This is a genomic window from Variovorax gracilis (assembly GCF_030317115.1).
Classification (GTDB): domain Bacteria; phylum Pseudomonadota; class Gammaproteobacteria; order Burkholderiales; family Burkholderiaceae_C; genus Variovorax; species Variovorax gracilis.
In genome coordinates, this window is sequence record NZ_JASZYF010000022.1 from 1 (window position 1) to 19239 (window position 19239).

General features: G+C 64.9%; 19 protein-coding genes and 2 pseudogenes. 13 read left to right on the top strand and 8 right to left on the bottom strand.

Annotated elements, in window-relative coordinates:
* Nucleotides 1–176: 176 nt before the first annotated feature.
* Entirely contained in the window at nucleotides 177–374 is a 198-nt protein-coding gene (locus QTH97_RS27400) for a hypothetical protein (protein WP_286571682.1), read from the bottom strand.
* Between the two features lie 403 nt (nucleotides 375–777).
* On the opposite strand from QTH97_RS27400, the gene QTH97_RS27405 reads away from it, so the two are divergent.
* From QTH97_RS27405 to QTH97_RS27415, 3 genes are all read left to right on the top strand, one after another.
* The gene (locus QTH97_RS27405; RefSeq protein WP_286571683.1) at nucleotides 778–1122 is read left to right on the top strand and encodes a hypothetical protein; all 345 of its coding nucleotides are present in this window, start codon (nucleotides 778–780) and stop codon (nucleotides 1120–1122) included.
* A gap of 1202 nt (nucleotides 1123–2324) precedes the next feature.
* A complete protein-coding gene (locus QTH97_RS27410; protein WP_286571684.1) occupies nucleotides 2325–3317 on the top strand; it encodes a hypothetical protein in 993 nt (330 codons plus the stop codon).
* A 14-nt stretch (nucleotides 3318–3331) separates the two neighbouring features.
* Nucleotides 3332–3934 (top strand): sugar transferase, encoded by a 603-nt coding sequence (locus QTH97_RS27415; RefSeq protein WP_506555390.1) that lies wholly within the window; start codon nucleotides 3332–3334, stop codon nucleotides 3932–3934.
* A 330-nt stretch (nucleotides 3935–4264) separates the two neighbouring features.
* Here the strand turns inward: QTH97_RS27415 and QTH97_RS27420 are convergent, their stop codons facing one another.
* Nucleotides 4265–4534, bottom strand: a complete 270-nt coding sequence (locus tag QTH97_RS27420) for a hypothetical protein (protein WP_286571685.1) — start codon at nucleotides 4532–4534, stop codon at nucleotides 4265–4267.
* Nucleotides 4535–4783: 249 nt separating this feature from the next.
* Between QTH97_RS27420 and QTH97_RS37055 the strand changes: the two genes are divergently transcribed.
* From QTH97_RS37055 to QTH97_RS27445, 6 genes and pseudogenes are all read left to right on the top strand, one after another.
* Nucleotides 4784–4957, top strand: a complete 174-nt coding sequence (locus tag QTH97_RS37055) for a 2Fe-2S iron-sulfur cluster-binding protein (protein ID WP_353655659.1) — start codon at nucleotides 4784–4786, stop codon at nucleotides 4955–4957.
* The gene (locus QTH97_RS27425; RefSeq protein ID WP_353655660.1) at nucleotides 4942–5289 is read left to right on the top strand and encodes a 2Fe-2S iron-sulfur cluster-binding protein; all 348 of its coding nucleotides are present in this window, start codon (nucleotides 4942–4944) and stop codon (nucleotides 5287–5289) included. The genes QTH97_RS37055 and QTH97_RS27425 overlap by 16 nt, the downstream gene beginning before the upstream one ends.
* Nucleotides 5286–5878, top strand: a pseudogene (locus tag QTH97_RS27430) (FAD binding domain-containing protein); the annotation flags it as partial. The gene QTH97_RS27425 and the pseudogene QTH97_RS27430, both read left to right, overlap by 4 nt.
* A gap of 186 nt (nucleotides 5879–6064) precedes the next feature.
* Nucleotides 6065–7687, top strand: coding sequence for a xanthine dehydrogenase family protein molybdopterin-binding subunit (locus QTH97_RS27435; protein WP_286571772.1), 1623 nt, complete (start codon nucleotides 6065–6067; stop codon nucleotides 7685–7687).
* Nucleotides 7648–8079, top strand: coding sequence for a molybdopterin cofactor-binding domain-containing protein (locus QTH97_RS27440; protein WP_286571686.1), 432 nt, complete (start codon nucleotides 7648–7650; stop codon nucleotides 8077–8079). Before QTH97_RS27435 ends, QTH97_RS27440 begins: the two co-directional genes overlap by 40 nt.
* Nucleotides 8080–8236: 157 nt before the next feature.
* Nucleotides 8237–8521 carry a hypothetical protein gene (locus tag QTH97_RS27445; protein ID WP_286571687.1) on the top strand — a complete coding sequence of 95 codons (285 nt, stop codon included), beginning with the start codon at nucleotides 8237–8239 and terminating at the stop codon, nucleotides 8519–8521.
* A gap of 335 nt (nucleotides 8522–8856) precedes the next feature.
* Here the strand turns inward: QTH97_RS27445 and QTH97_RS37060 are convergent, their stop codons facing one another.
* Nucleotides 8857–9093: a helix-turn-helix domain-containing protein gene (locus QTH97_RS37060; RefSeq protein ID WP_353655661.1), complete on the bottom strand. Its 237-nt coding sequence runs from the start codon at nucleotides 9091–9093 to the stop codon at nucleotides 8857–8859.
* A 77-nt stretch (nucleotides 9094–9170) separates the two neighbouring features.
* On the opposite strand from QTH97_RS37060, the pseudogene istA reads away from it, so the two are divergent.
* A pseudogene (gene istA, locus QTH97_RS27450) lies at nucleotides 9171–9656 on the top strand (IS21 family transposase); the annotation flags it as partial.
* 175 nt (nucleotides 9657–9831) lie between these two features.
* On the opposite strand, the gene QTH97_RS27455 reads toward istA, so the two are convergent.
* From QTH97_RS27455 to QTH97_RS27470, 4 genes are all read right to left on the bottom strand, one after another.
* A complete protein-coding gene (locus QTH97_RS27455) occupies nucleotides 9832–10014 on the bottom strand; it encodes a hypothetical protein (RefSeq protein ID WP_286571688.1) in 183 nt (60 codons plus the stop codon).
* A gap of 463 nt (nucleotides 10015–10477) precedes the next feature.
* Nucleotides 10478–12136, bottom strand: coding sequence for a sulfatase-like hydrolase/transferase (locus tag QTH97_RS27460; protein ID WP_286571689.1), 1659 nt, complete (start codon nucleotides 12134–12136; stop codon nucleotides 10478–10480).
* A gap of 286 nt (nucleotides 12137–12422) precedes the next feature.
* The gene (locus QTH97_RS27465) at nucleotides 12423–14099 is read right to left on the bottom strand and encodes an alkaline phosphatase PhoX (protein ID WP_286571690.1); all 1677 of its coding nucleotides are present in this window, start codon (nucleotides 14097–14099) and stop codon (nucleotides 12423–12425) included.
* 37 nt (nucleotides 14100–14136) lie between these two features.
* Nucleotides 14137–15333 carry an SGNH/GDSL hydrolase family protein gene (locus QTH97_RS27470; RefSeq protein ID WP_286571691.1) on the bottom strand — a complete coding sequence of 399 codons (1197 nt, stop codon included), beginning with the start codon at nucleotides 15331–15333 and terminating at the stop codon, nucleotides 14137–14139.
* Here QTH97_RS27470 and QTH97_RS27475 point away from each other — a divergent pair.
* Nucleotides 15290–18055, top strand: coding sequence for an ATP-binding protein (locus tag QTH97_RS27475; protein WP_286571692.1), 2766 nt, complete (start codon nucleotides 15290–15292; stop codon nucleotides 18053–18055). The genes QTH97_RS27470 and QTH97_RS27475 overlap by 44 nt on opposite strands.
* 100 nt (nucleotides 18056–18155) lie before the next feature.
* On the opposite strand, the gene QTH97_RS27480 is transcribed toward QTH97_RS27475, so the two are convergent.
* Nucleotides 18156–18587: a hypothetical protein gene (locus QTH97_RS27480; RefSeq protein WP_286571693.1), complete on the bottom strand. Its 432-nt coding sequence runs from the start codon at nucleotides 18585–18587 to the stop codon at nucleotides 18156–18158.
* 154 nt (nucleotides 18588–18741) lie between these two features.
* Here QTH97_RS27480 and QTH97_RS27485 point away from each other — a divergent pair, with 154 nt between their 5' ends.
* A complete protein-coding gene (locus QTH97_RS27485; protein WP_286571694.1) occupies nucleotides 18742–18855 on the top strand; it encodes a Loki-CTERM sorting domain-containing protein in 114 nt (37 codons plus the stop codon).
* Between the two features lie 285 nt (nucleotides 18856–19140).
* Nucleotides 19141–19239 (top strand): K(+)-transporting ATPase subunit F, encoded by a 99-nt coding sequence (gene kdpF, locus QTH97_RS27490; RefSeq protein WP_286571695.1) that lies wholly within the window; start codon nucleotides 19141–19143, stop codon nucleotides 19237–19239.

Genomic DNA, 19239 nt, shown 5'->3' on the forward strand with positions numbered 1-19239 from the left:
GTGCTTCGTCGACCAGGATGTCACGAAGCAATTCCTCCAGGTGCGCATGCTTGACGCCGAAGGCAAGTGCGAGCCGGACCAGCGGCCGCAGCACGCGGGCGCAGGCCTCGATGACCCAGGCCAACTGGCCTTCCCTCCCTTGCAACAATCGATGGCCGAGCGGGTTCCGGGCCCCATCATGCTTGGCGTTCTTCGATCCAGTGCGTCTCGGGGCCATGAAGTTTGTTAGCGAACTCTGCGGCTTGAGCCAGCCTCGCGCGGTTGGAGGGAATGTCCGGAATCCACAAGCTGAGCCGATCGTCCGTTGTCGAATCATGAACGATTTCTGAACGGCGCAACCGAATCTCAAGAAGTACTCGCAAGGCTTTGTTCACTGCGAATCTTTCCTTAACGACGGCGGGATGTAACCACCGGTTACCAAAGGGACAGCGTCATCAGATGCTGTCTTACACCCCATTCGCAGTCACTATAAGACAAGAGTACTACCGATGTGAAAGTTTCACATCTGTCTTTTGTTGGGAGGTTTTCGATGGCAAGAACCGCGCTGCGGAGCACGAACGCAGTCAGTCAACGCGCTAGCCCATGTGGGATCGGACGGCGTTACGCGGCGCCGCGAATGTCGCTGCCCCCGCGCTCCATGCGCGCCCGAAACGCTTGGATGGCGGCGGTGCATGCCAGACACCTCAACAAGCGTGGCCCGGGTAGGGCGCGGATTTCTTGCGTCGACACGCCGGCCCCGTTCAGTCGCGCGACGCTGCCTGATCAGGGAGAGCGTCCATGACCGCCGCCATTCACCTCGGCGAAGCCGGCGGCACGCAGCGCACGGTCGCTTTCGGAAGTCTCGTCGATCTGGCGAGGCTGCAAGTGGGCACGCCTTCCGCCGAGATCTGCGATGCGTGCAACACCATCAACATGGGCTCGGCACGCTACTGCAAATGCTGCTCGCACAAGCTGCCGGCGTTCTATGCGCTCACCAAGGACAACGCGAAAGTCGAGCGCGGCAACATGTTGCCCTGGCACTCGCTGACCATGCCGGACCGCGCGTCCGCGATGGACTTCGTGGCCTTTGCGGTGGTGATCAATCTGCTTGTGGTGATCACTGCATCGATACCGATTCCCTGAGTCCGCGTCCTCTCTCGCTGCCATCGCCATGACCAAGTTCTGCGAGTCCTGCCACACGGCGAACAGGGACCGTGCGAGGTACTGTCGCGGCTGCGCGGGCAGGTTCTCCGGAATTCGCACGGCAGCGAATGTCTCCGCCGGGTCCTTGCCCGAGGGAAGGGCTGCCAGAGCCCCAAGGATGCCCAGAGTGCCGCCATTGCCCGTGCCGATGATGGCGACCGCACGCATGCCGGCGGCGGTGGCGAACGACTTGTTCGTCGTCTCGCGCAGCACCGAAAAGCGGGAACTCGCCAGGCGGCCCGCTCTTCCCGGTGGGCTCGACGGGCCCGTCGTGCTGTTGCTGGTGGCCGTCTTCCTGTCGATTGTCGCGTTCGTGTTCTGGTACTGGAACCGCACTGTGGAACGCAGCGCGGCACCGCCTCGCGAGGCGGCAGCGATTCATTGGCAACGCTCCGAGTTGCAGGCTGCGTCGCCGCCCACACCAGTGCCGGTGCCTGTGCCGGTGCCAGTGCCGGAGTCGCGACCATCGGCTGCGCCCGTGGCGGTCGCACCGATCATCGAACAGCGCGTCGAGCCGGTGCCCCCGCCGGCAGAGCCGCAGCCTGAAACGCCGGCCATCGCGTCCGCGTCCGCCGAGCCGCAGGTCGCGGCGTCGGAAGCTCCTCCGGCGGAACAGCCTTTCAATGCATCCCAGGCGGAGGCGTCGCAGGTTCCGGACGCACAGCCTCCCCAGGCGCCGACCCGGCAAGCGCTGGCAGAGCCGCAGCGGGCTCGCGGCGGGACGCTGCGACGCGACAACAGCACGGCGAGAGCCGGTGCCGCGTCGCGCACCGTCGCAGTCAGCCGCCCAAAGGCAGTGGAGCCCGTCGTCGCTGTCCAGCGCTCCATCCGAACGGAACCGCCGCGCACCGACAGCCCCGCCGCGGTGGTGCGCCCGACCGCGCCGGTTCAGGCCGGCCCGGTTCGCACGGCGGGCAGCACGACACGCTGCGACCGATACAACCCCTTTGGCGAAGCGATCTGTGTCACCGCTCCCGTGGCGGGGACGCAAGCGGCCAGCTCGTCTAACGCCGCGGTTTCCGGCTCGTCGATCGGTCAACCCGTGACTGGGAGTGCCGTATCCAAAGGCTCGATCCCGGTCGGCGGGTTCGCAGTCGCCAACAGTGCTGCCGATCCGGGCGGCAGCAGCCCCGGTGGCGGGAATGGGTCTGGTGGCGGTGCAGGCGGTGCTGCTGGCGCCGCTGGCGCTGCTAGCGGTGGTGGCGCTGTTGGTGGCGCTGGCGGCGGCGCTGGTGGTGGCGCTGGCGGCGGCGCTGGTGGCGGTGCTGGTGGCGGCGCTGGTGGCGGTGCTGGTGGCGGCGCTGGTGGCGGTGCTGGTGGCGGTGCTGGTGGCGGCGCTGGTGGCGGTGCTGGTGGCGGTGCTGGTGGCGGCGCTGGTGGCGGTGCTGGTGGCGGCGCGGGAGGCGGTGCTGGTGGTGGCGGCGGTGGTGGCCCCGGCGGCGGCGGTGGCCCCGGCGGCGGTGGTGGTGGCCCCGGCGGCGGCGGTGGCCCCGGCGGTGGCGGTGGCCCCGGCGGTGGCGGTGGCGGTGGCCCCGGCGGTGGCGGTGGCCCCGGCGGTGGCGGTGGCGGTGGCCCCGGCGGTGGCGGTGGCCCCGGCGGTGGCGGTGGCCCCGGCGGCGGCGGTGGCCCCGGTAGCGGCGGTGGTGGCCCCGGTAGCGGCGGTGGTGGCCCCGGCGGCGGTGGCCCCGGTGGCGGTGGCCCCGGTGGCGGTGGCCCCGGTGGCGGTGGCCCCGGTGGCGGTGGCCCTGGTGGTGGTGGCCCCGGTGGCGGTGGCCCTGGTGGTGGTGGCCCTGGTGGCGGTGGCCCCGGTGGTGGTGGCCCTGGTGGCGGTGGCCCTGGTGGCGGTGGCCCCGGTGGCGGTGGCCCCGGTGGCGGTGGCCCTGGTGGTGGTGGCCCCGGTGGTGGTGGCCCCGGTGGCGGTGGCCCTGGTGGTGGCCCCGGTGGTGGTGGCCCTGGTGGCGGTGGTGGCCCTGGTGGGGGGCCTGGCCGCTGAGGCCAGATTCCTTTTGCCTCTTTCCAATCTCTTCAATAGTTCATCATGCATCCCCCTCAAGCCGAGACGCGAGGTGATGGGCCAAGCAGGGCATGTCTCGTCGGCTTTCAGGCGGAAGCCCTTGCGGAGCCCCTCTGTCTGAGTGCGTCACAACGCGTGCTGAAGCGCTCGATGGATGTCGTTGGAGCATTGAGCTTCTTCATCTTCCTTGGGCCGCTCTACCTGCTTGTTGCGGCCGCTGTTCTCGTGGGAACGGGGGGGCCGGTGCACTATTGGCAAACCCGCCTGGGTCAGGGTGGCCGCCCCTTTCGTTGCTACAAGTTTCGCTCGATGGTGAAAGAGGCGGACCGCGTCCTCGAACGCCATTTGGAGAGCGATCCGGCGGCGCGAGTTCGGTGGGACAAGTTCCAAAAATTGGACAACGACCCGCGCATCACGCGTGTTGGCCGCGTGATCCGAAGATGGAGCCTCGATGAACTGCCGCAGTTCTTCAACGTGCTGAAGGGTGACATGAGCCTGGTCGGTCCCCGTCCTTGCATGGTCCGCCAGCGCAGCATGTACGGTCGCAGTTGGCCGTACTACTGCCACATGCGGCCCGGCATCACAGGCCTGTGGCAGGTGAGTGGTCGCAATCGGCTTCCCTACGCCGATCGTGTTGCCCTCGACACTCGTTATGTGGAGGAGTGGTCATTGCGATTGGACATGGAAATACTGGCGCGCACTCTCTGGGTGGTCCTGAGCGGCGATGGGTCGTCCTGAGTGAACCGTCCACAGACTGTCCGGCCGCGGTCCCCTTCCACGGGCGGCAGTGCATCGGCGCCGACAGGCGTTTGAGGTCGTGCGCCTTGAGCGCTTCCCGCTTGATCAGCTTCTCGACGTGGGCGAGATGCCCATCCTCCCTTGCCGCCGCGATCCGCTCTCTCGCGCATTCCGACGATGCGCAACTGGCCCACACGCAACGCGCGCGGGGCGTGACGTAGCGCGCGTCCCAGCCGGGCGAGGGCATGCGCCCGTATGAACCCACTCGGGCGCGCGCCCAGTTTTCAGCGGACGCATGGGTTAAAACGTCCGATCACCTGGTGGCCAACTTCAGTCTTCAAACTCCTGGCATGTGCGAGGGGCTTCAGCCACCTGCTCGTCAAGCGACTGCCGATACCTGACGCATCCGCGCATGAACTGCGGCCACGCGGGGACCGCAATCGCTGGTTCCACTCGTTCTGGCAGCAACGACCAAAGATCCGGGTGATGCCAGCAAAGCTCTTGGCTGCTGGAATCCCTGTGCTTCCGGATCGCGGCGCGCAGTTTGCGCACTTCCACAACGAGTTCCTCGTGAGATAGGGCATCAAGGTCTTCGTCCATGTCGAACCTCCGGGAAATGTAGAGCCACGATTTTTACAGGGCGTCTCCCGGCGAACAGAGAGAGGGCCCCTGAGCGGAGTGGTCGCCGTCGCTCGGTCGAAGCTCCTGGCGCCTCGGCTTCTCAAGCTCTTGCGTTGAGGAAAAAGGATGACGCCGCCGCGCATTCCTTCGTGCTAACAAACGAACTGAGTCACCTCGACGTGGATCGATGTGACGACGATCCACTCCCACCCACCCCACGAGGAAACGATGACCATCAGTATCAATGGCTCGACCGCGCAGGTTCCCGATGACCTGCGGGTTTCGTTGCTCGATCTCTTGCGCGACCACCTTCATCTCTTCGGCGCCAAGAAGGGCTGCAACCAGGGCGCTTGCGGCGCGTGCAGTGTCCTTGTCGATGGGAGCGAGTGCTCTCATGTCTGACACTGGCGGTCCAACGCGATGGGCGCTCTGTCACCACCGTTGAAGGGCTTGCCCCGAATGGCGAGCTTCACGCGCTGCAGAAGGCCTTCATCGAGCACGATGGGTTTCAGTGCGGCTACTGCACCCCTGGCCAGATCTGCTCGGCCGTGGGGATGGCTCACGAACTACGGCGAGGCGTTCCCAGTCATGTGACTGCCGACCTGGCTACCGACACCGTTGCGCTCAGCCCCGATGAGCTGCGTGAACGCATGAGCGGCAACCTGTGCCGCTGCGGAGCCTACAACGGCATCGTTGCGGCCATCGCAGACACGTATGCGGAGACGTCGACATGACCCCCTTTGCCTACGCCCGCGCGGACGACGCGAGCCATGCACTGCGGCTCGGCAGCGAACCCGGTGCCAAGTATCTCGGCGGAGGCACGAACCTCGTCGATCTCATGCGCGAGACCATCGAGCGGCCCACGGTCCTGATCGACGTGACCGGTTTGTCTAGCGACATCGAGGAACGGGCAGACGGCAGCTTGCTGATCGGTGCGGCCGTCCGCAATACCGCACTCGCCTCGCACCGTGCGGTTCGGACACGCTATCCAATGCCCGCGAGGGCGGTCTTGGCCGGCGCGTCAGCGCAGATCCGTAACATGGCACGGTCGGCGGCAATATCCTGCAGCGCACTCGGTGCAGCTGCTTCTACGACGACGAGGGCTCGCGCTGCAACAAGCGCAGCCCGGGCCAGGGCTGCGACGCTGCCGAAGGGTTCAACCGAAGCCACGCGATCCTGGGCGCATCGCCAAGCTGCGTGGCCACTCATCCCTCTGACATGTGCGTGGCGTTCGCAGCGCTCGACGCGCTGGTGCATCTGCAGAGTTCGAAAGGCAGCCGCACGCTGCCGATCACAGACCTGCATCGTCTGCCAGAGGACCATCCTGAAATCGAGACCCAGCTCGAGCCCGGGGAACTGATCACGGCCGTCGAGCTGCCGGCGCTCTCGTTTGGGGCGCGTTCAACCTACCGAGAAGTGCGCGATCGGGCGAGCTATGCCTTTGCATTGGTCTCGGTGGCGGCGGCCCTTGCGAGCGCTGCGAGAGCGGTGCCCGGCGTCGTGCTCGTGATGACCCACGAGAACGCGCCTCACATGAAGCCCATGCCGCTTTTCATGTCGAAGGAGAAGGCAGCGGGCGGCGACGAACTGCCGGTCATGCAGGACGACCGCATCCACTGGAACGGGCAGCCGATCGCTGTCGTCCTGGCGGAGACTGCGGCTCAGGCCGACCATGCGAAGTCGTTGATCCGCGCCACCTATGAAACCGAGCCGGCGACGACCGCGTTCTCCGCTGCCAAGGCAAAGGGGACCAAGCCTGGCACGTTCCAGGGGGAGCCACTCAAACTGGAGATCGGCGACGCCGAAGCGGCGCTGCGAGCGGCGCCGTACCAGGTCGATGTCACCTACTTCACGCCACGACACAACCACAACGCCATCGAGCTGCACGCCGCAACGGTTGCTTGGAAAGGCGACGAACTGGTCATCCATGACGCCTCGCAAGGGGTCGCCCACATGGCTTGGTCCATGGCACATGTCTTCGGTCTCGACGAGAAGCAGGTACACGTGACTTCGCCCTATGTGGGCGGCGGATTCGGCGGCAAGACGCTCTGGCGACATCAGGTCCTTGCGGCTGCAGCCTCGAAGCTTGCGGGTCGGCCGGTCCGCATCATGCTCACGCGGGAGGGCGTTTATCGGGCGGTCGGAGGGCGAACCAACACCGAGCAGCGTGTCGCGATCGGTGCACAGCCCGATGGGCGCTTCGACGCGCTGATCCAGACCGGCGTCGTCGCGATGACGGCGCACAACAATCTGCCGGAGCCGTTCGTCTTGCCCGCACGCTCCGCCTACGCGGCCGGTAGCATCGAACTCGACGTCGAAGTGGCAACCATCGACATGCTGGCCAACACGTTCATGCGCGCACCCGGCGAGGCCGTCGGAACCTTCGCGCTGGAGAGCGCCATCGATGAACTGGCCAATCTGATGGAAATGGATCCGATCAAGCTCCGCATCCGCAACGAGCCAGAGAAGGACCCGACCACCGGCTTGCCCTTCTCGCCGCGCCACATCGTCGAGGCATACCGAGCTGGCGCAGAGCGTTTCGGGTGGCACCGCAGGAATGCGACGCCAGGCACGCGCCGCGAAGGCGAGTGGCTGATCGGCATGGGCTGCGCCACGGCGACGTATCCCTACTACCGCATGCCAGGCGGCGCGGCTCGCATCACACTCACGAAAGACGCTCAGGTCATGGTCGAGGTTGCTGCCCATGAGATGGGGATGGGCACCGCCACGGCGCAGACGCAGGTCACGGCCGCGCGGCTGGGCCTGCCCATCGAGCAGGTGCGCTTCTGTCATGGTGACTCTCGCTTCCCGGGGCTGGTGCTGGCCGGCGGCTCGCAGCAGACGGCCTCGATCGGCAGCGCGGTCATGGCAGCGCAACGCGAACTCATCGTCGAGTTGCTGAAACTCGTCGGCAAGGACTCGCCCCTGCATAGCTTGAAACCCGACGAAGTCGCTGGCCGCAACGGTGGCCTCGGCAAATCCGATGAACTCGAGCGATTCGAGAGCTACAAGGCCACCCTTGCGAGGGCAGGGCGAGAGGAATTGGTTGTCGAAGCAAGGCGCCGCCTCCGCTGGAAACGCAGCATTGGTCGATGCATTCCCACGGCGCGATGTTCTGCGAGGTGGCGGTGAGCGAGGTGACCGGTGAGACGCGCGTGAAGCGCTTCTTGGGCTCGTTCGACTGCGGTCGCATTCTCAACGCCAAGACCGCGTCCAGCCAGTTTCGCGGCGGGATTGTCATGGGTCTGGGTTTGGCGCTGATGGAAGAAACGCAGTTCGACGAGCGCAATGGCCGCATCATGAATCCGAGCCTCTCCGAGTATCACGTGCCGGTACACATGGACGTGCCCGAGATTGATGTGATGTGGACCGACATTCCCGATCCGCGCTCGCCCATGGGTGCGCACGGAATAGGGGAAATCGGCATCACGGGAGTGGGAGCGGCCGTTGCCAACGCCGCCTACAACGCTTGCGGGAAACGAATCCGTGCGCTGCCAATCACGCTGGACAAGTTGATAGGCTGAGCGGCCGTATCGCGCTGCATGTAGGCGCACGCTGATTGCACGGTCTGTTCGCGCGACAGATCATTCGCAAAGTCCAAGGGCGACCGACCACGGGCTTCGGCGGCGAGATCGAACATTGCCGTTCACCTCGCCATTCTTACCTCGAGGAGCAGCTTGTATGAATCTGATGAGCGTCGACCTTTATCAAAGCGCTTCAAATCCGAAGAAGTTTCTCGCAATTCCGGCTGGCGTCGATCCCGCGGAGCTAATGGGCCCGATGACCTTCGACAAAGACTATGCGGAGGTCGTTCGATACCACGAGGCCTTCCAGTTCGATCCTGCGGAATCCTATGCAGGAGTGAACGCAGCGAAGATCGCCGCAGACATCCTGACCGTGAAGTGGGCAATCTACCGCCGAACCGATCCGTCGCGTCGGTCGAAACTGGCTAGTGAATCGCGTTGAGGCAGGCGGCTCGATTGGATTAGCAGGCCTTCGCCTGCGTTCGCGGTATCGAACACGGAGCGGAAAGCTGAATTGGTCCATCAGAGGGGCTGCGGCGTCCATGGCACCCGGCGCGCACAGTCCGGATGAACACAGTGCGCCTACTTCCGTTGGCAAGCTCGGTGTGGACTGCGTGGGCCAGCCCATCACCCGGATCAACGGACCGACTGCGTACCGTCGAGCCTGCCCCGTTGCACCCGCACGGTAGCTCCAGGCCGCACCGCGTCGTGAGCGACCTCGTCTCTCGGCCGATCGAGTCCAGGCCGGCTCTCATTTATCGAATGGCGCGCCCTCATTTATCGAATGGCGCGCGCTCGGCGACCGCGGCCCGGCTCGGCGTGCGCCTGCCGCCACGCACTCGGCGTGACCTCAAACCACCGGCAAAAGGCTCGCGTGAAGTTGCCTTGGGTGCTGTAGCCGAGCATCGCGGAGATTTCGCCGCGCGGCATCTCGGTGTCTGACAGCAACTGCGTCGCGAGCAGGCAGCGCGACTCCTCGAGCAAGCGCGTGTAGTCAAACCCCCCGCGCTCCAAGCCGCCGGTACAGCGTATGGCGGTGAACCCCGAACATGCTGGCGATGCGCTCGTTGCTGCAATCGCCGCGCAGGATCTACTCCCGGCGCACCTTCATCGCCATGTTCCCGCACGAGCGCCAGTCGGCGTGGCTGCAGGGCCTGGAAGGCGCCTTCCGGCACTTCGGCGGCACGACGCAGGAGGTACTCGTGGACAACGCGCGGGCCCTCGTGAACGAGCACGACGTGCAGACCCGCGAGGTTCGCTTCAACGACCGCTTCCACGCCTTCTGCCGGTACTGGAAGGTGACGCCGCGGGCTTGTGCGCCGTACCGCGCGCAGACCAAGGGGAAGGACGAACGCGGCGTCGGCTATGTCAAGTGCAACGCCATCGCCGGGCATCGGTTCGCTTCGATGGAACACCTGCAGGCTCACTTGGCGCGCTGGATGCGGGAGGTGGCTGACGTTCGCGTGCATGGCACGACGGCAGAGCCTCCGGCGCAACGCTTCGAGCGCGATGAGCGACAGGCGCTTGCCCCGCTTGCCGCTAGGGCTCCCTTCCTGCAGGTCCGCGAACTCACCCGGCTTCTGGCTGGTCAGCAACAACTTGAGCGGAGTTTGTCGGCAACTCGACAAAAAAATCCGGCTCGATGGCCGGCAATCAACGCGAACCAGGGTGCTCGCGGTGCGTCTTGAACCAGGGTGCAGGCGAGACGGGTGACAGACGACGGCACAACCCGCACATCCGGAATCGTCTCGATCAAGCAAAGCGGCGAACTAGCACCACGATAAGTACCAGCACGCAGACGCCGAGAATGGCCAAGTTGCGCCTCCAACCCGCAACGTATTTTTCTTGTTCGAGCTGTTGCCTTTCCGTGGCAAGGCGCTCGCGGCGACGCGCCGACGACCATTGACTTTCCCACTCATTGAAGCTCTGTTTCATGTTATAAACTGTTACATGTGTGCAGGAAGCATAGGTAAAAAGTTCTCAGTTGTTGTGCAGGAAGGGTGCTTGTCGGCCTGTAGGCCCGCTCTGACGCATCGCACTCGCGGTGGTGCGCCCATTGGATCGCCTGGTACGTGCGACCGCCCACAGCAAGCTGGCGTAGGAGATCCGGTCAAGGCCGCGACGACTTGTTCGCCAAACGCGCCGGCAGCAGTCTTGGGGCAGCGGGGCGCGATCACGCCGCAGGCAGCTGCCAAGCGCGGCCGCCAACCGGTGCAAGCGGCCCGGCACGGCACAGCGGAAGTCGCGGGCGACCCACTGGGAGGTGCCGCCTCTCAGGACGCCGGCGTGTGCCTCAACGCAATCCAGTCGGGTATGGGTCGCTGAACGTTCGAACTGGCGAATCTTCGCCATTCGCCCCGGCTTCGACCTAGGACTCGTCATTTTCCGGCGCCAGTGCCTATTGCCGCTTGAGCTGCGCTTGGCGCAGTTGGTCGCCGTTGATCTTCTCGCCGAGACGTCGCATCACCCACCGGGTTCTATCGGCAGCTGGTGACATCGCTCCGAGATCGATCGCCACTCGCCGCTCGTCGAGGTACCTGATGGCCGCTGAACCGAGCAGGGTGGGCACAAGGTCGGCATGCATCGCCTTGGCCGCACGGTTGGCACGGAGCCGTTCCCAACGCGCGGGGTTGCTGGAGCGCCATTCATCGCTCGCCCACATGACGGCCGGGACTGTCGTGTCCCATCGCGTCGGATCTTTCAGCGCGTGTTGAAAAAGCTTTCGTCCGTCGTCAAGCAGGTTCTCACCATGGTCCGCCGTATACATCACGAAGGACGAGCCGCCCGCCTGTGCTGCCTCCGAGATCACAGCATCGACGAATCGGAGGGATTCGGCTACCGCGTTGTCGTAGGCGCGGATGAAATCCGGCAGGGTGGAATCCCCTGGCAGTTCAGACAGCTTCGAGCAGTCGGCCTGCAAAGCAGCCGTTGCGGGCTCATAGCGATCACAGTACGAAAAGTGTGCGCCGTACGCATGCACCACGATCAACTTCTTGGGCGCGTTCTGCGCCAGCACCGATCTGAGCGATGGCAGAAGGCTTTCTCGATCGGTCCTCTTGATCGTTACGAACAGGTCGGTGTTGGCGTCAGGCCATGCAATGCCCCTTTCCTGGACGGCAAGCCAATAGGTGTGGAATCCAGCTTCCTCGAAAGCCTTCATGAAGGTTGCGTCCCTGCTGACTCGAAATGCACCGCCAGGCATTTCACGCGAGATAAGCAGAGGGACTGACGTGTGCGTGCTGCTGGATCCGGACGTCATATCGCAATAGATGATCGCGTCTTGATGGCTGATGCCGATCAGCTCTTGGCCGCCACATGCGCCGAGCCGGTCAGCACGCACTGATTCCCCGATGATGAGGATGTATGTCTCGTTCTGCGAGTGAAGTCCGGGCATCCGCGAGGCGCCCCAGCTCGCGGATGCCGAACGAGGGTTGGTGGGCGCATAGGGCGACGCCGTCGAGATGAATTCGTCATGACCGATCGCAGACGCCGCGGCCACGGAAATCACATTCAGCGGCCACGCGCGCAGCACGGTGTCATGAAAGACGGCGCCGCATGTGACTGCGGCGACAGTGATTGTCACAAGCGTGGCCGAAGGCCACCTCCCGTGCGCCGTCCGGGTTGACGGAGTGCGAAACGACACCCAGATCGGTACCGCGAGCAGAACCGCGATCAGGGCTATCCATGGGGCATGAGGCTGAATGACTGGCCACGCTTCGTGTGGGTCCGGCCGGATCAAGGCCGCCTCGAGAAGGTTGACATCGCGTAGAAGGTCGGCTCCGACGGCTAGAACGCCGAAGAGCGCCGGGACGTAGGTGAGCACCAGGAATACTCGAAGCCCCAGAATCGCCCGAAGCAAGCCATAGAACACTGCGGTTGCGGCCAGGAGGCAGACGGCCTCAAGATCCCAGACATGCGTCGATGAAAAGATCGTCAGGGCTGGGATCAGCAGGATCGCGCCCCACACACAGTCGATCAACCTGACGCCGCCGTGCCGTCTGTTTGCCATTGGCGCCGATGCTTCGCGCGCGCCCTGCGGATCGTTATGCTGCTCCATGGCCTTCTACGCAGAATGACGGCATTCTGGCAACATGCCCTGGCGACCTGATCGCTCGCGGCGGAAGACATTGCTGCCCGCAGGGGCTGGCCAGCCTGAGAAGTGTTTGCCGAACTCGACCTCGGCCGCGGGAAACCGAAAAGCGTCAGGATTGCCGCATTCCGCGGCGGCGAGAAGGTCTCGTTCGACGACAAGTACCTTCAACCTCAGGTGCGTACCGTCGTTTGCATCCGCGTGCCTCAGGGGCTCGATGTTGTTGCCGCAGCACGAGCTTCGCGCTCCTGCGTCAGAGATTGCCGCGCGTCCATGGCCCCGTGATCGCAAAAGTGATGCCTGGCCGGAGGATCCCAACGAACAACACGGAGCCCTGCCGGTCGAAGCACGCCCCGGCAAACTCGATGCTCCGATAGTCGACCGGCGCTACGGTCTTGCCGGCAGCGGCAACGTCATTCGCGCTGAGATTCACCTCGTTGCGGCAGAACACGTAGGCCTCGCCGTCCTCGTTGAGACCCAGCAGCCGCGAGCCGCCGTCGCCAAGCCCGCCGTCCTCGCACAAGACGAGACCGCCGCGCGGACTGACGGTGGCGTTGTCGGGATTGTTTCCCGCTGTCTGGCTGCCGCTGACGAACACCGCGCGAAGGTGCATGGTGCGAAGGTGGAGTTCCCACACCGCACCCTCGCCGCGGCCCTGGCGGTTGCGGTCGTCAACGCCTGCTGTGGTGTCCACGATGAACATCCGGTCGTCCGAGTACGCGATCCCTTCGCAGCGGCTCATCCGCGCGCAGCCGTTCGACAGCGCCTGATAGGTCGGCCCGGCACTCAGGCCCAAGGTCTCGAGGCCCGGCTGGCCGGCAACGAACACAGGGCTTGCATCGGGGTCCGCGATGTCGACCCACTCGACCACGTACTCATCGCCGATGTCGGGATTGAGGAGTGCCTCGTTGTTGGCCTGGGCCAGCGAGCCTGGCCGCGCCTGCCGCACGATGGTGACGATGCGCGCCGCCTGAAGGGTGCCGCCCTGCTGCAGGGCCCCGAGACGGCGGGCCTTGGTGCGCGGCCTGAACCGGTAGAGCACCGAGAGGTTGCGGTTGTCCTCGGTCTCGTAGACATCGCCGGTGGCTGGATCGAGGGCCACCGCCTCGTGGACGAAGCGGCCCATGCCAACGATCGGCGTTGCGATGGACCTCGCGGGGATGGCTGCCGTCTCGAACACATAGCCGTGCTTCTTGCCGTTGATCAAGGAGAAGTCGACGATCGTCTCTTCGCACGTGAGCCAGCTGCCCCAGGTCGTGGCGCCTCCGGCGCAGTTCCCCAGCGTGCCGCCCAGCGACGAGGTCGACAGGACCCCCCGGTTGCCGAGAAACAGCAGGTTGGTCGTGCCGCCGCCCGCATAGCCGACGAACCGCGGCGGGTCGGGAAGCGTCGGGTCCCCGACGAAAGTCGGACCCGCGCCGATGCGGATCGGCAGGGTGCCGTAGAAGATGGTGATGATGCCGTCGACCGGGGACGTGGCGTACATCGAAGGCGCCTGGACCACGTCCGCCGCGGTCGCGACCAAGCCGCGTTCGTGGTTGCGCACGACCAAAGACACCGACACATCGGGCCTGTCGAGTTCGCGCAGGCCCGATGAATCGGAATCGCCTCGCGTCACCCGGAGGACGCCCATGCCGTCGTGGCTGTCGGGCGTAGGGCGGCCGTCGGTCATCGCGTCGCCGCTCCAGCCATACGACCTGTACTCGAATCCTTCGGGCAGCGCGAGCAGCGGCAGGCCCGTGCTGCCATCGCGCACAGGAGCGATCGGACCATACGGCGATACCGCCGATACGGTCTGCTTGCCGACGGCAGCCACCGCATGGCGGTTGGCCAATGCCCCGAGGGCGCAAAGCAGGCCGTTGGCCGCCACGACGCCCGCCGAACGTTGCAACAGATAGCGCCTGGTGGGCGACGAAAGCGGTGAGTTCATGGGGCACTCCTCACAGGGTGGGCCGCGGAAGCCGGCGTCAGATCAGTCCCTGTCGATACATCTCGGTCAGTACGAAGCGCGCGATGATCAGGTGTCCGAGCGTGGTCGGATGCTCGGTGTCGGCATAGAAATACTGGAACGGGGCATTCAGCTCCACCAGCGTCAAGGGCGAGCAGAACAGGCTCGACGCATCTTCGAGCGGCTGTCCCGAGCCCTCGGCAATGGTCTCAAGGTCGCACGCCGGGAGGTTCAAGGTGGAGACGCCGAACCTCTGCGGGTCCGCGACCACCTGCTTGAACTCAGCGTAGGTGTCGATCACCTTGACGCCTCCGCCGATGCCGGCGGTCAGCGTGAGGTTGAAGTCCGTGACCCACGCCGACAGGTTCGCAGCAATCGCAAGGGGGAGCTTCCGACCTGCGATCGTGTCCGCCAGATCCGGCACCGTGAGGACCGCGACGCGGGTCGCACCGTGATCGACGATGCGGCGCAATTGTCCGACGAGATCGACCGCGGCCTGGACGACGGCAGCCTGGGTCTCTGCAGCGGTCTGGAGTCCGTGCGCGTACCTGTCGAGTTGGAAAAACAGATCGTTCGAACCTGCGAAGACGAACACCATCTGGGTGCGGTTGAAGCGCTGGCCATGGATGTCGAGATAGTCGCCGATCTGCTGGGCAACGGGAAAGGTCAGCGCGGCCGTGCACGCACCGACCGGATCCGGATTGCAACCGATGCCTGGTTGCTGCGATACACGAGCTCCCCCCATCGCGAAGCCGGTCCCGAGAGGTATGGCGATCTGCGACTGTCCGCCGAAGCCCTGGCGAAACGGCCGGACCGAAGTACCGAGCAGCGCGCCGACAGTCTCGGGCCAGATGGGGCCTGGGTTGGTCGTGAACTTGCCGCCACCAGCTTGCGCAATGGAACCGACCTTGTAGGTGCCGACATCGCTCAGGCTGTCTCCGAAAACAATGACCTGCTGAATGCGGTCGGCCCTGAATGCCTGAAAGGAAGCGAGCGCGGCGGCGACGGCCTTTGCGTGCTCGCCGCCCCCGGCCGCCACTTTGGCGGCGGCGTCCTTGGCCTCCGCGCTGATGACCGGTGCTGCGGCCGTTTGCGGCTGCGCATCCGATGCGAACCCCGTCGACATGCCGTCGGATGACCCGCCGCCGCCGCAGGATGCCATCGACAAGGCCGTGACCAGCGACCACGCCAGGCGTCGCAGGCTGGGTGCTTCCATAGCAGAGTTCATAGGTCCTCCGTCGATCGAGCGGCACCTGATTTGCATCAATCGATACGCAATTGAAACTGTCCTCGAACTTCGTTCCGAAGTAACGATCGAGCGCCGAAAATCCACGAAAACAAGCGAATGTCGCCAGTTGGAGGACTGTGGGACGGCCGCCGCCGGGGGGCGCGCCGAAGGGAGGCGCATGGACCGGTCCAACGAAATGCCGCTGGTGACGCCACCCCGGATCGAGGTCGGCGGTTTCGTGATCGACCTTGGACGCGAGGCGCTTCTTGACTGTGGGGGTGTGGCGGTCGAGCTGCGGCCGCAGGCCTTTCGGGTTCTTCGCTACCTTGCGCTGAACGCGGGTCGTCTGGTCACCAAGGAGGAATTGCTGGGCGCGGTGTGGCCTGGTGCCGTCGTCACCGATGATTCGGTGATCCAGGCCATCGTCGATGTGCGTCGGGCCTTCGCCGAAGCCGGGCGCAGCGTCATCAAGACGATTCCGCGCCGCGGCTACATCCTGGTCAAAGCCACTGCGCCCCCTGCGCCGCGGCATTCAGACCCTGTGGCACTGCCGGCCCCACCGCCCACCTTCCTGGGCCGTGACGAAGATGTTGCGGCGTTGGAATCGCTGATGTCGCAACATCGCCTCATCACGGTGACTGGCGCGGGCGGGATCGGCAAGACTGCCTTCGCGCTCTCGCTTGCGCATGGCCGAAAGGGCCGTCAACACGGCCGCGTCGTCTGGGTCGATCTCGCGGCCGTTTTCGATCCCCGGCTCGTCTGCAGCACAGTCGCCCAGGCGCTGCACATGTCCTTGGGCGGGACTGGCAATCCACTGGCGTCATTCGTGACCGCCCTGAGGCCGCTTCGCCTGCTGCTCATCCTCGACAACGCAGAGCATGTCGCGGAGGAAGTGGCGCGCATGGCCCAAGCCATCCTGACGGGTTGCGACGCCGTGCGCATGCTGGTAACGAGCCAGGCTGCGCTCAGGGTTGAAGGAGAACGACTCTTTCGTCTGGGCGCTCTGGCGGTGCCCGCAACCGACATCGGGGCCGACATGGCACTTGGCTACGGCGCGGTCGCGTTGTTCGCGGATCAGGCGAAAGCCGCGGATCGTTCCTTCTGCCTGAACGACTCCAACGTTGGCTCGGTCATCGCGCTTTGCTGCCGGCTGGAGGGCAACGCACTCGCCATCAAGCTCGCTGCGGCAAGGCTGCCACTCCTGGGCCTACCCGGCCTTCATGCGCGGCTGGCGGAACGATTCAAGGTTCTGGGAGGCGGACCTCGCACCGCGCCCGTGCGCCAGCAGACGCTGCTTTCCGCGATGGAATGGAGCCACGGCCTGCTCTCAGCGCAGGAGCAGGCGGTGTTCCGCAGGCTGGGTGTTTTCTCGGGCGGCTTCTCGCTCGACCTCGCCGTCGCGGTAGCAGGCGATGACCCGCACGATGAGTGGGCTGTCATCGACGTGCTGCAGGAGTTGACGGATCGATCATTCGTCATGACGGACGGACAAGACGCTCCGCGCTACCGCCTTCTGGAAAGCGCGAGGGAATATGCGCTACTCAAGCTGGACGAGGCGCGCGAGCGGAACCTGGTCAACGAACGGCAGGCCAGAGCCTTGCTCCTTCTGTTCGAACAGTCGTACGAAGGCCCCTGGGGGAGCAGCAGGTATCGCCTCGCACAGTTCAAGCCCGAGCTTGACAACCTGCGCCTGACGCTGGACTGGTGTGCCGAGAACGATCCGCCCCTGGGCGTGGCGCTGGTCGGCGCTTCCAGCGAGCTGTTCCTGCACCTGTCTCTGCGCTATGAGGCACGTCGGCGATTCGCCATGTTCGAACCCGCAGTCACGGCCGCGATCCCGCCCGCCACCGCCGCGCGCTACTGGCAGCGGCGATGTCTGTTCGTGTTCAACTACCGATCTCCGTTGGTGTACGAGTTCGCTGTCCGGGCGACAGAACTCCATCGGCAGGCCGGCGATGAAAGCGGTCTCTACACAGCGCTCGGCTATGCCGTGATGAGTGCAGGCGCTCCCGTCGCCGAGTCTCGGGCGATGCTGGCTGAAATGGAACGCCTGGAGCACGCGGATTGGCCTTTCAACCAGCTCCAGGTGCGCGTGTTTGCGCAGTTGTCTCTCTTTGGGCGGGAGGGCCGCCACCTGGAGTCCCGTTCGTTGATCGAGACGGCACTGTCCTGTGCAACCGCGCGGGGACTCAAGCGGTGGGTTGCCGTGTGCAAGATGTTCCTGACCGACACGATGCTCGCGCTGGGACATGCCGAAGAGGCGGTCAGGTTCGCCCGAGAGGCGCTTGCCGGCAACCGTTTGAGTCCGGGTCCGTTCATGATTTCGATGACGGGCGGCCTCGCCGCGGGCTTGCTTGTGCAAGGGAGAGTCGCGGAGGCTCGGCTTGCCTTGGTCGAATTCTTCGAGGCATCTCGCAGCCGAGAATGGGACTACGTGAGCGTATTCGCGGACGTGTTTGCGTTGTTCGCGGCGCGCGAAGGGCGCCCCGCAACAGCCGCTCGACTGATCGGCTACTCTGACAAAGTCAATCAACTGTCCGCTGGCATGCGAGTGTCACATGATCGTGTCCTCCTGCTCGCAAAAGCTGCGGTGGGCGCCGCGCTCGAACGATCTGCGATCGAACGATTGATGGGTGACGGCCACAGCATGAACGAAGAGGATGTTTGCGCGGTAGCGCTTGGCGATGCGGGAGAAAGCACGCGAGTCTGAAGCCGCTTCAGCAGCGGAACAGGGTCTGGCAGATGCCCTAGAAGACGTCGAGCCCCGCGTCCAGGTGAACGAGCGCACAGAAGGGACGCGCACCAGAAGGTCATCGACCATGACACAGACCGCGCCGCGCAAGGTGATCTCGCCACGTGACGAGGCGACCGATCTCGCCGGAGGGGATCGCCTCGATCAAGGCATGCAGAACTTGTGCATAGCTGGCGAGCGGAAGGCGGATCATCAAGCGCACTCGGGGCGCGTCGTTCTCCTGTGAACTACGCCCGCTGAGAAGTGGCTCGCAGCGCACCACACCGGCATCTGGGCAGCGGGCGACGAGTTCGCGAACGCTGCGCACATCGCTGCTCGCGACGGCGACGTCGAGCACATGAAATGGAGTTGCGTTCGACGTTCGACATTCACCAGAGTGCTCGCGATATGCGGCATAGGCCACGTTGTGTTCCTTGAAGCTGAGAAGATGAAGATTCTCGTCAGGCGCGCGTAAAAATCGGGAACAGAGCAGGACCGATGATGCAAACAAAGCGTATCGACAGTCCCGCGCGGACGACGAATCAGATCATGATCGATCGCCGGCAAACGCCAACTTTCATGGGCAGCCTCAAGATGCCCCGGACCTGTCCACAGCGCAGTTGTTGCGGCGGCAATTCGAGAGCTCGAGGCCCATCGAGCAGCGGATGTTCACGAAGGGTACTGCGGGCCGGAGCATCGGCTATCCCGCCGCCATGTTGTTGATCATGGGCACCTGCGGCTACCTGTACTACCGGTTTCGTCGCGCTGACTGGCTCTGAGACGCTCGTGGCGCCGTGTTCCAGGCGCACCGCTGTCGCGGGGTGTGAGGGGGTTGGGCCTTCCACTTGCACTCTGGCAGTGTCTGTTTACGCCTTTTATACGCCCCCCTTCGCACTCTATTTCCTGTTTTTACGCGGCGGCGCAGAGACTGCCAGCATCGTTTTCTCGATGCAGGAGTGAAGAATGGACATCGTGTGGATTGCCGCCCTTGCGGCGATGTGGGTCGTGATGGCCGAAATGGTGGTCGGGCTCTTCAAACTCGCCACGCCCAAGGGAGAGCGTTCGTGATCGGCCTCGAAGTCCTCTACGGATTCGGCGGCCTGCTCACCGTGATCCTCTTCGCGTACCTTGTGTTCGCGCTGATCTGCGCCGAGGAGTTCTGA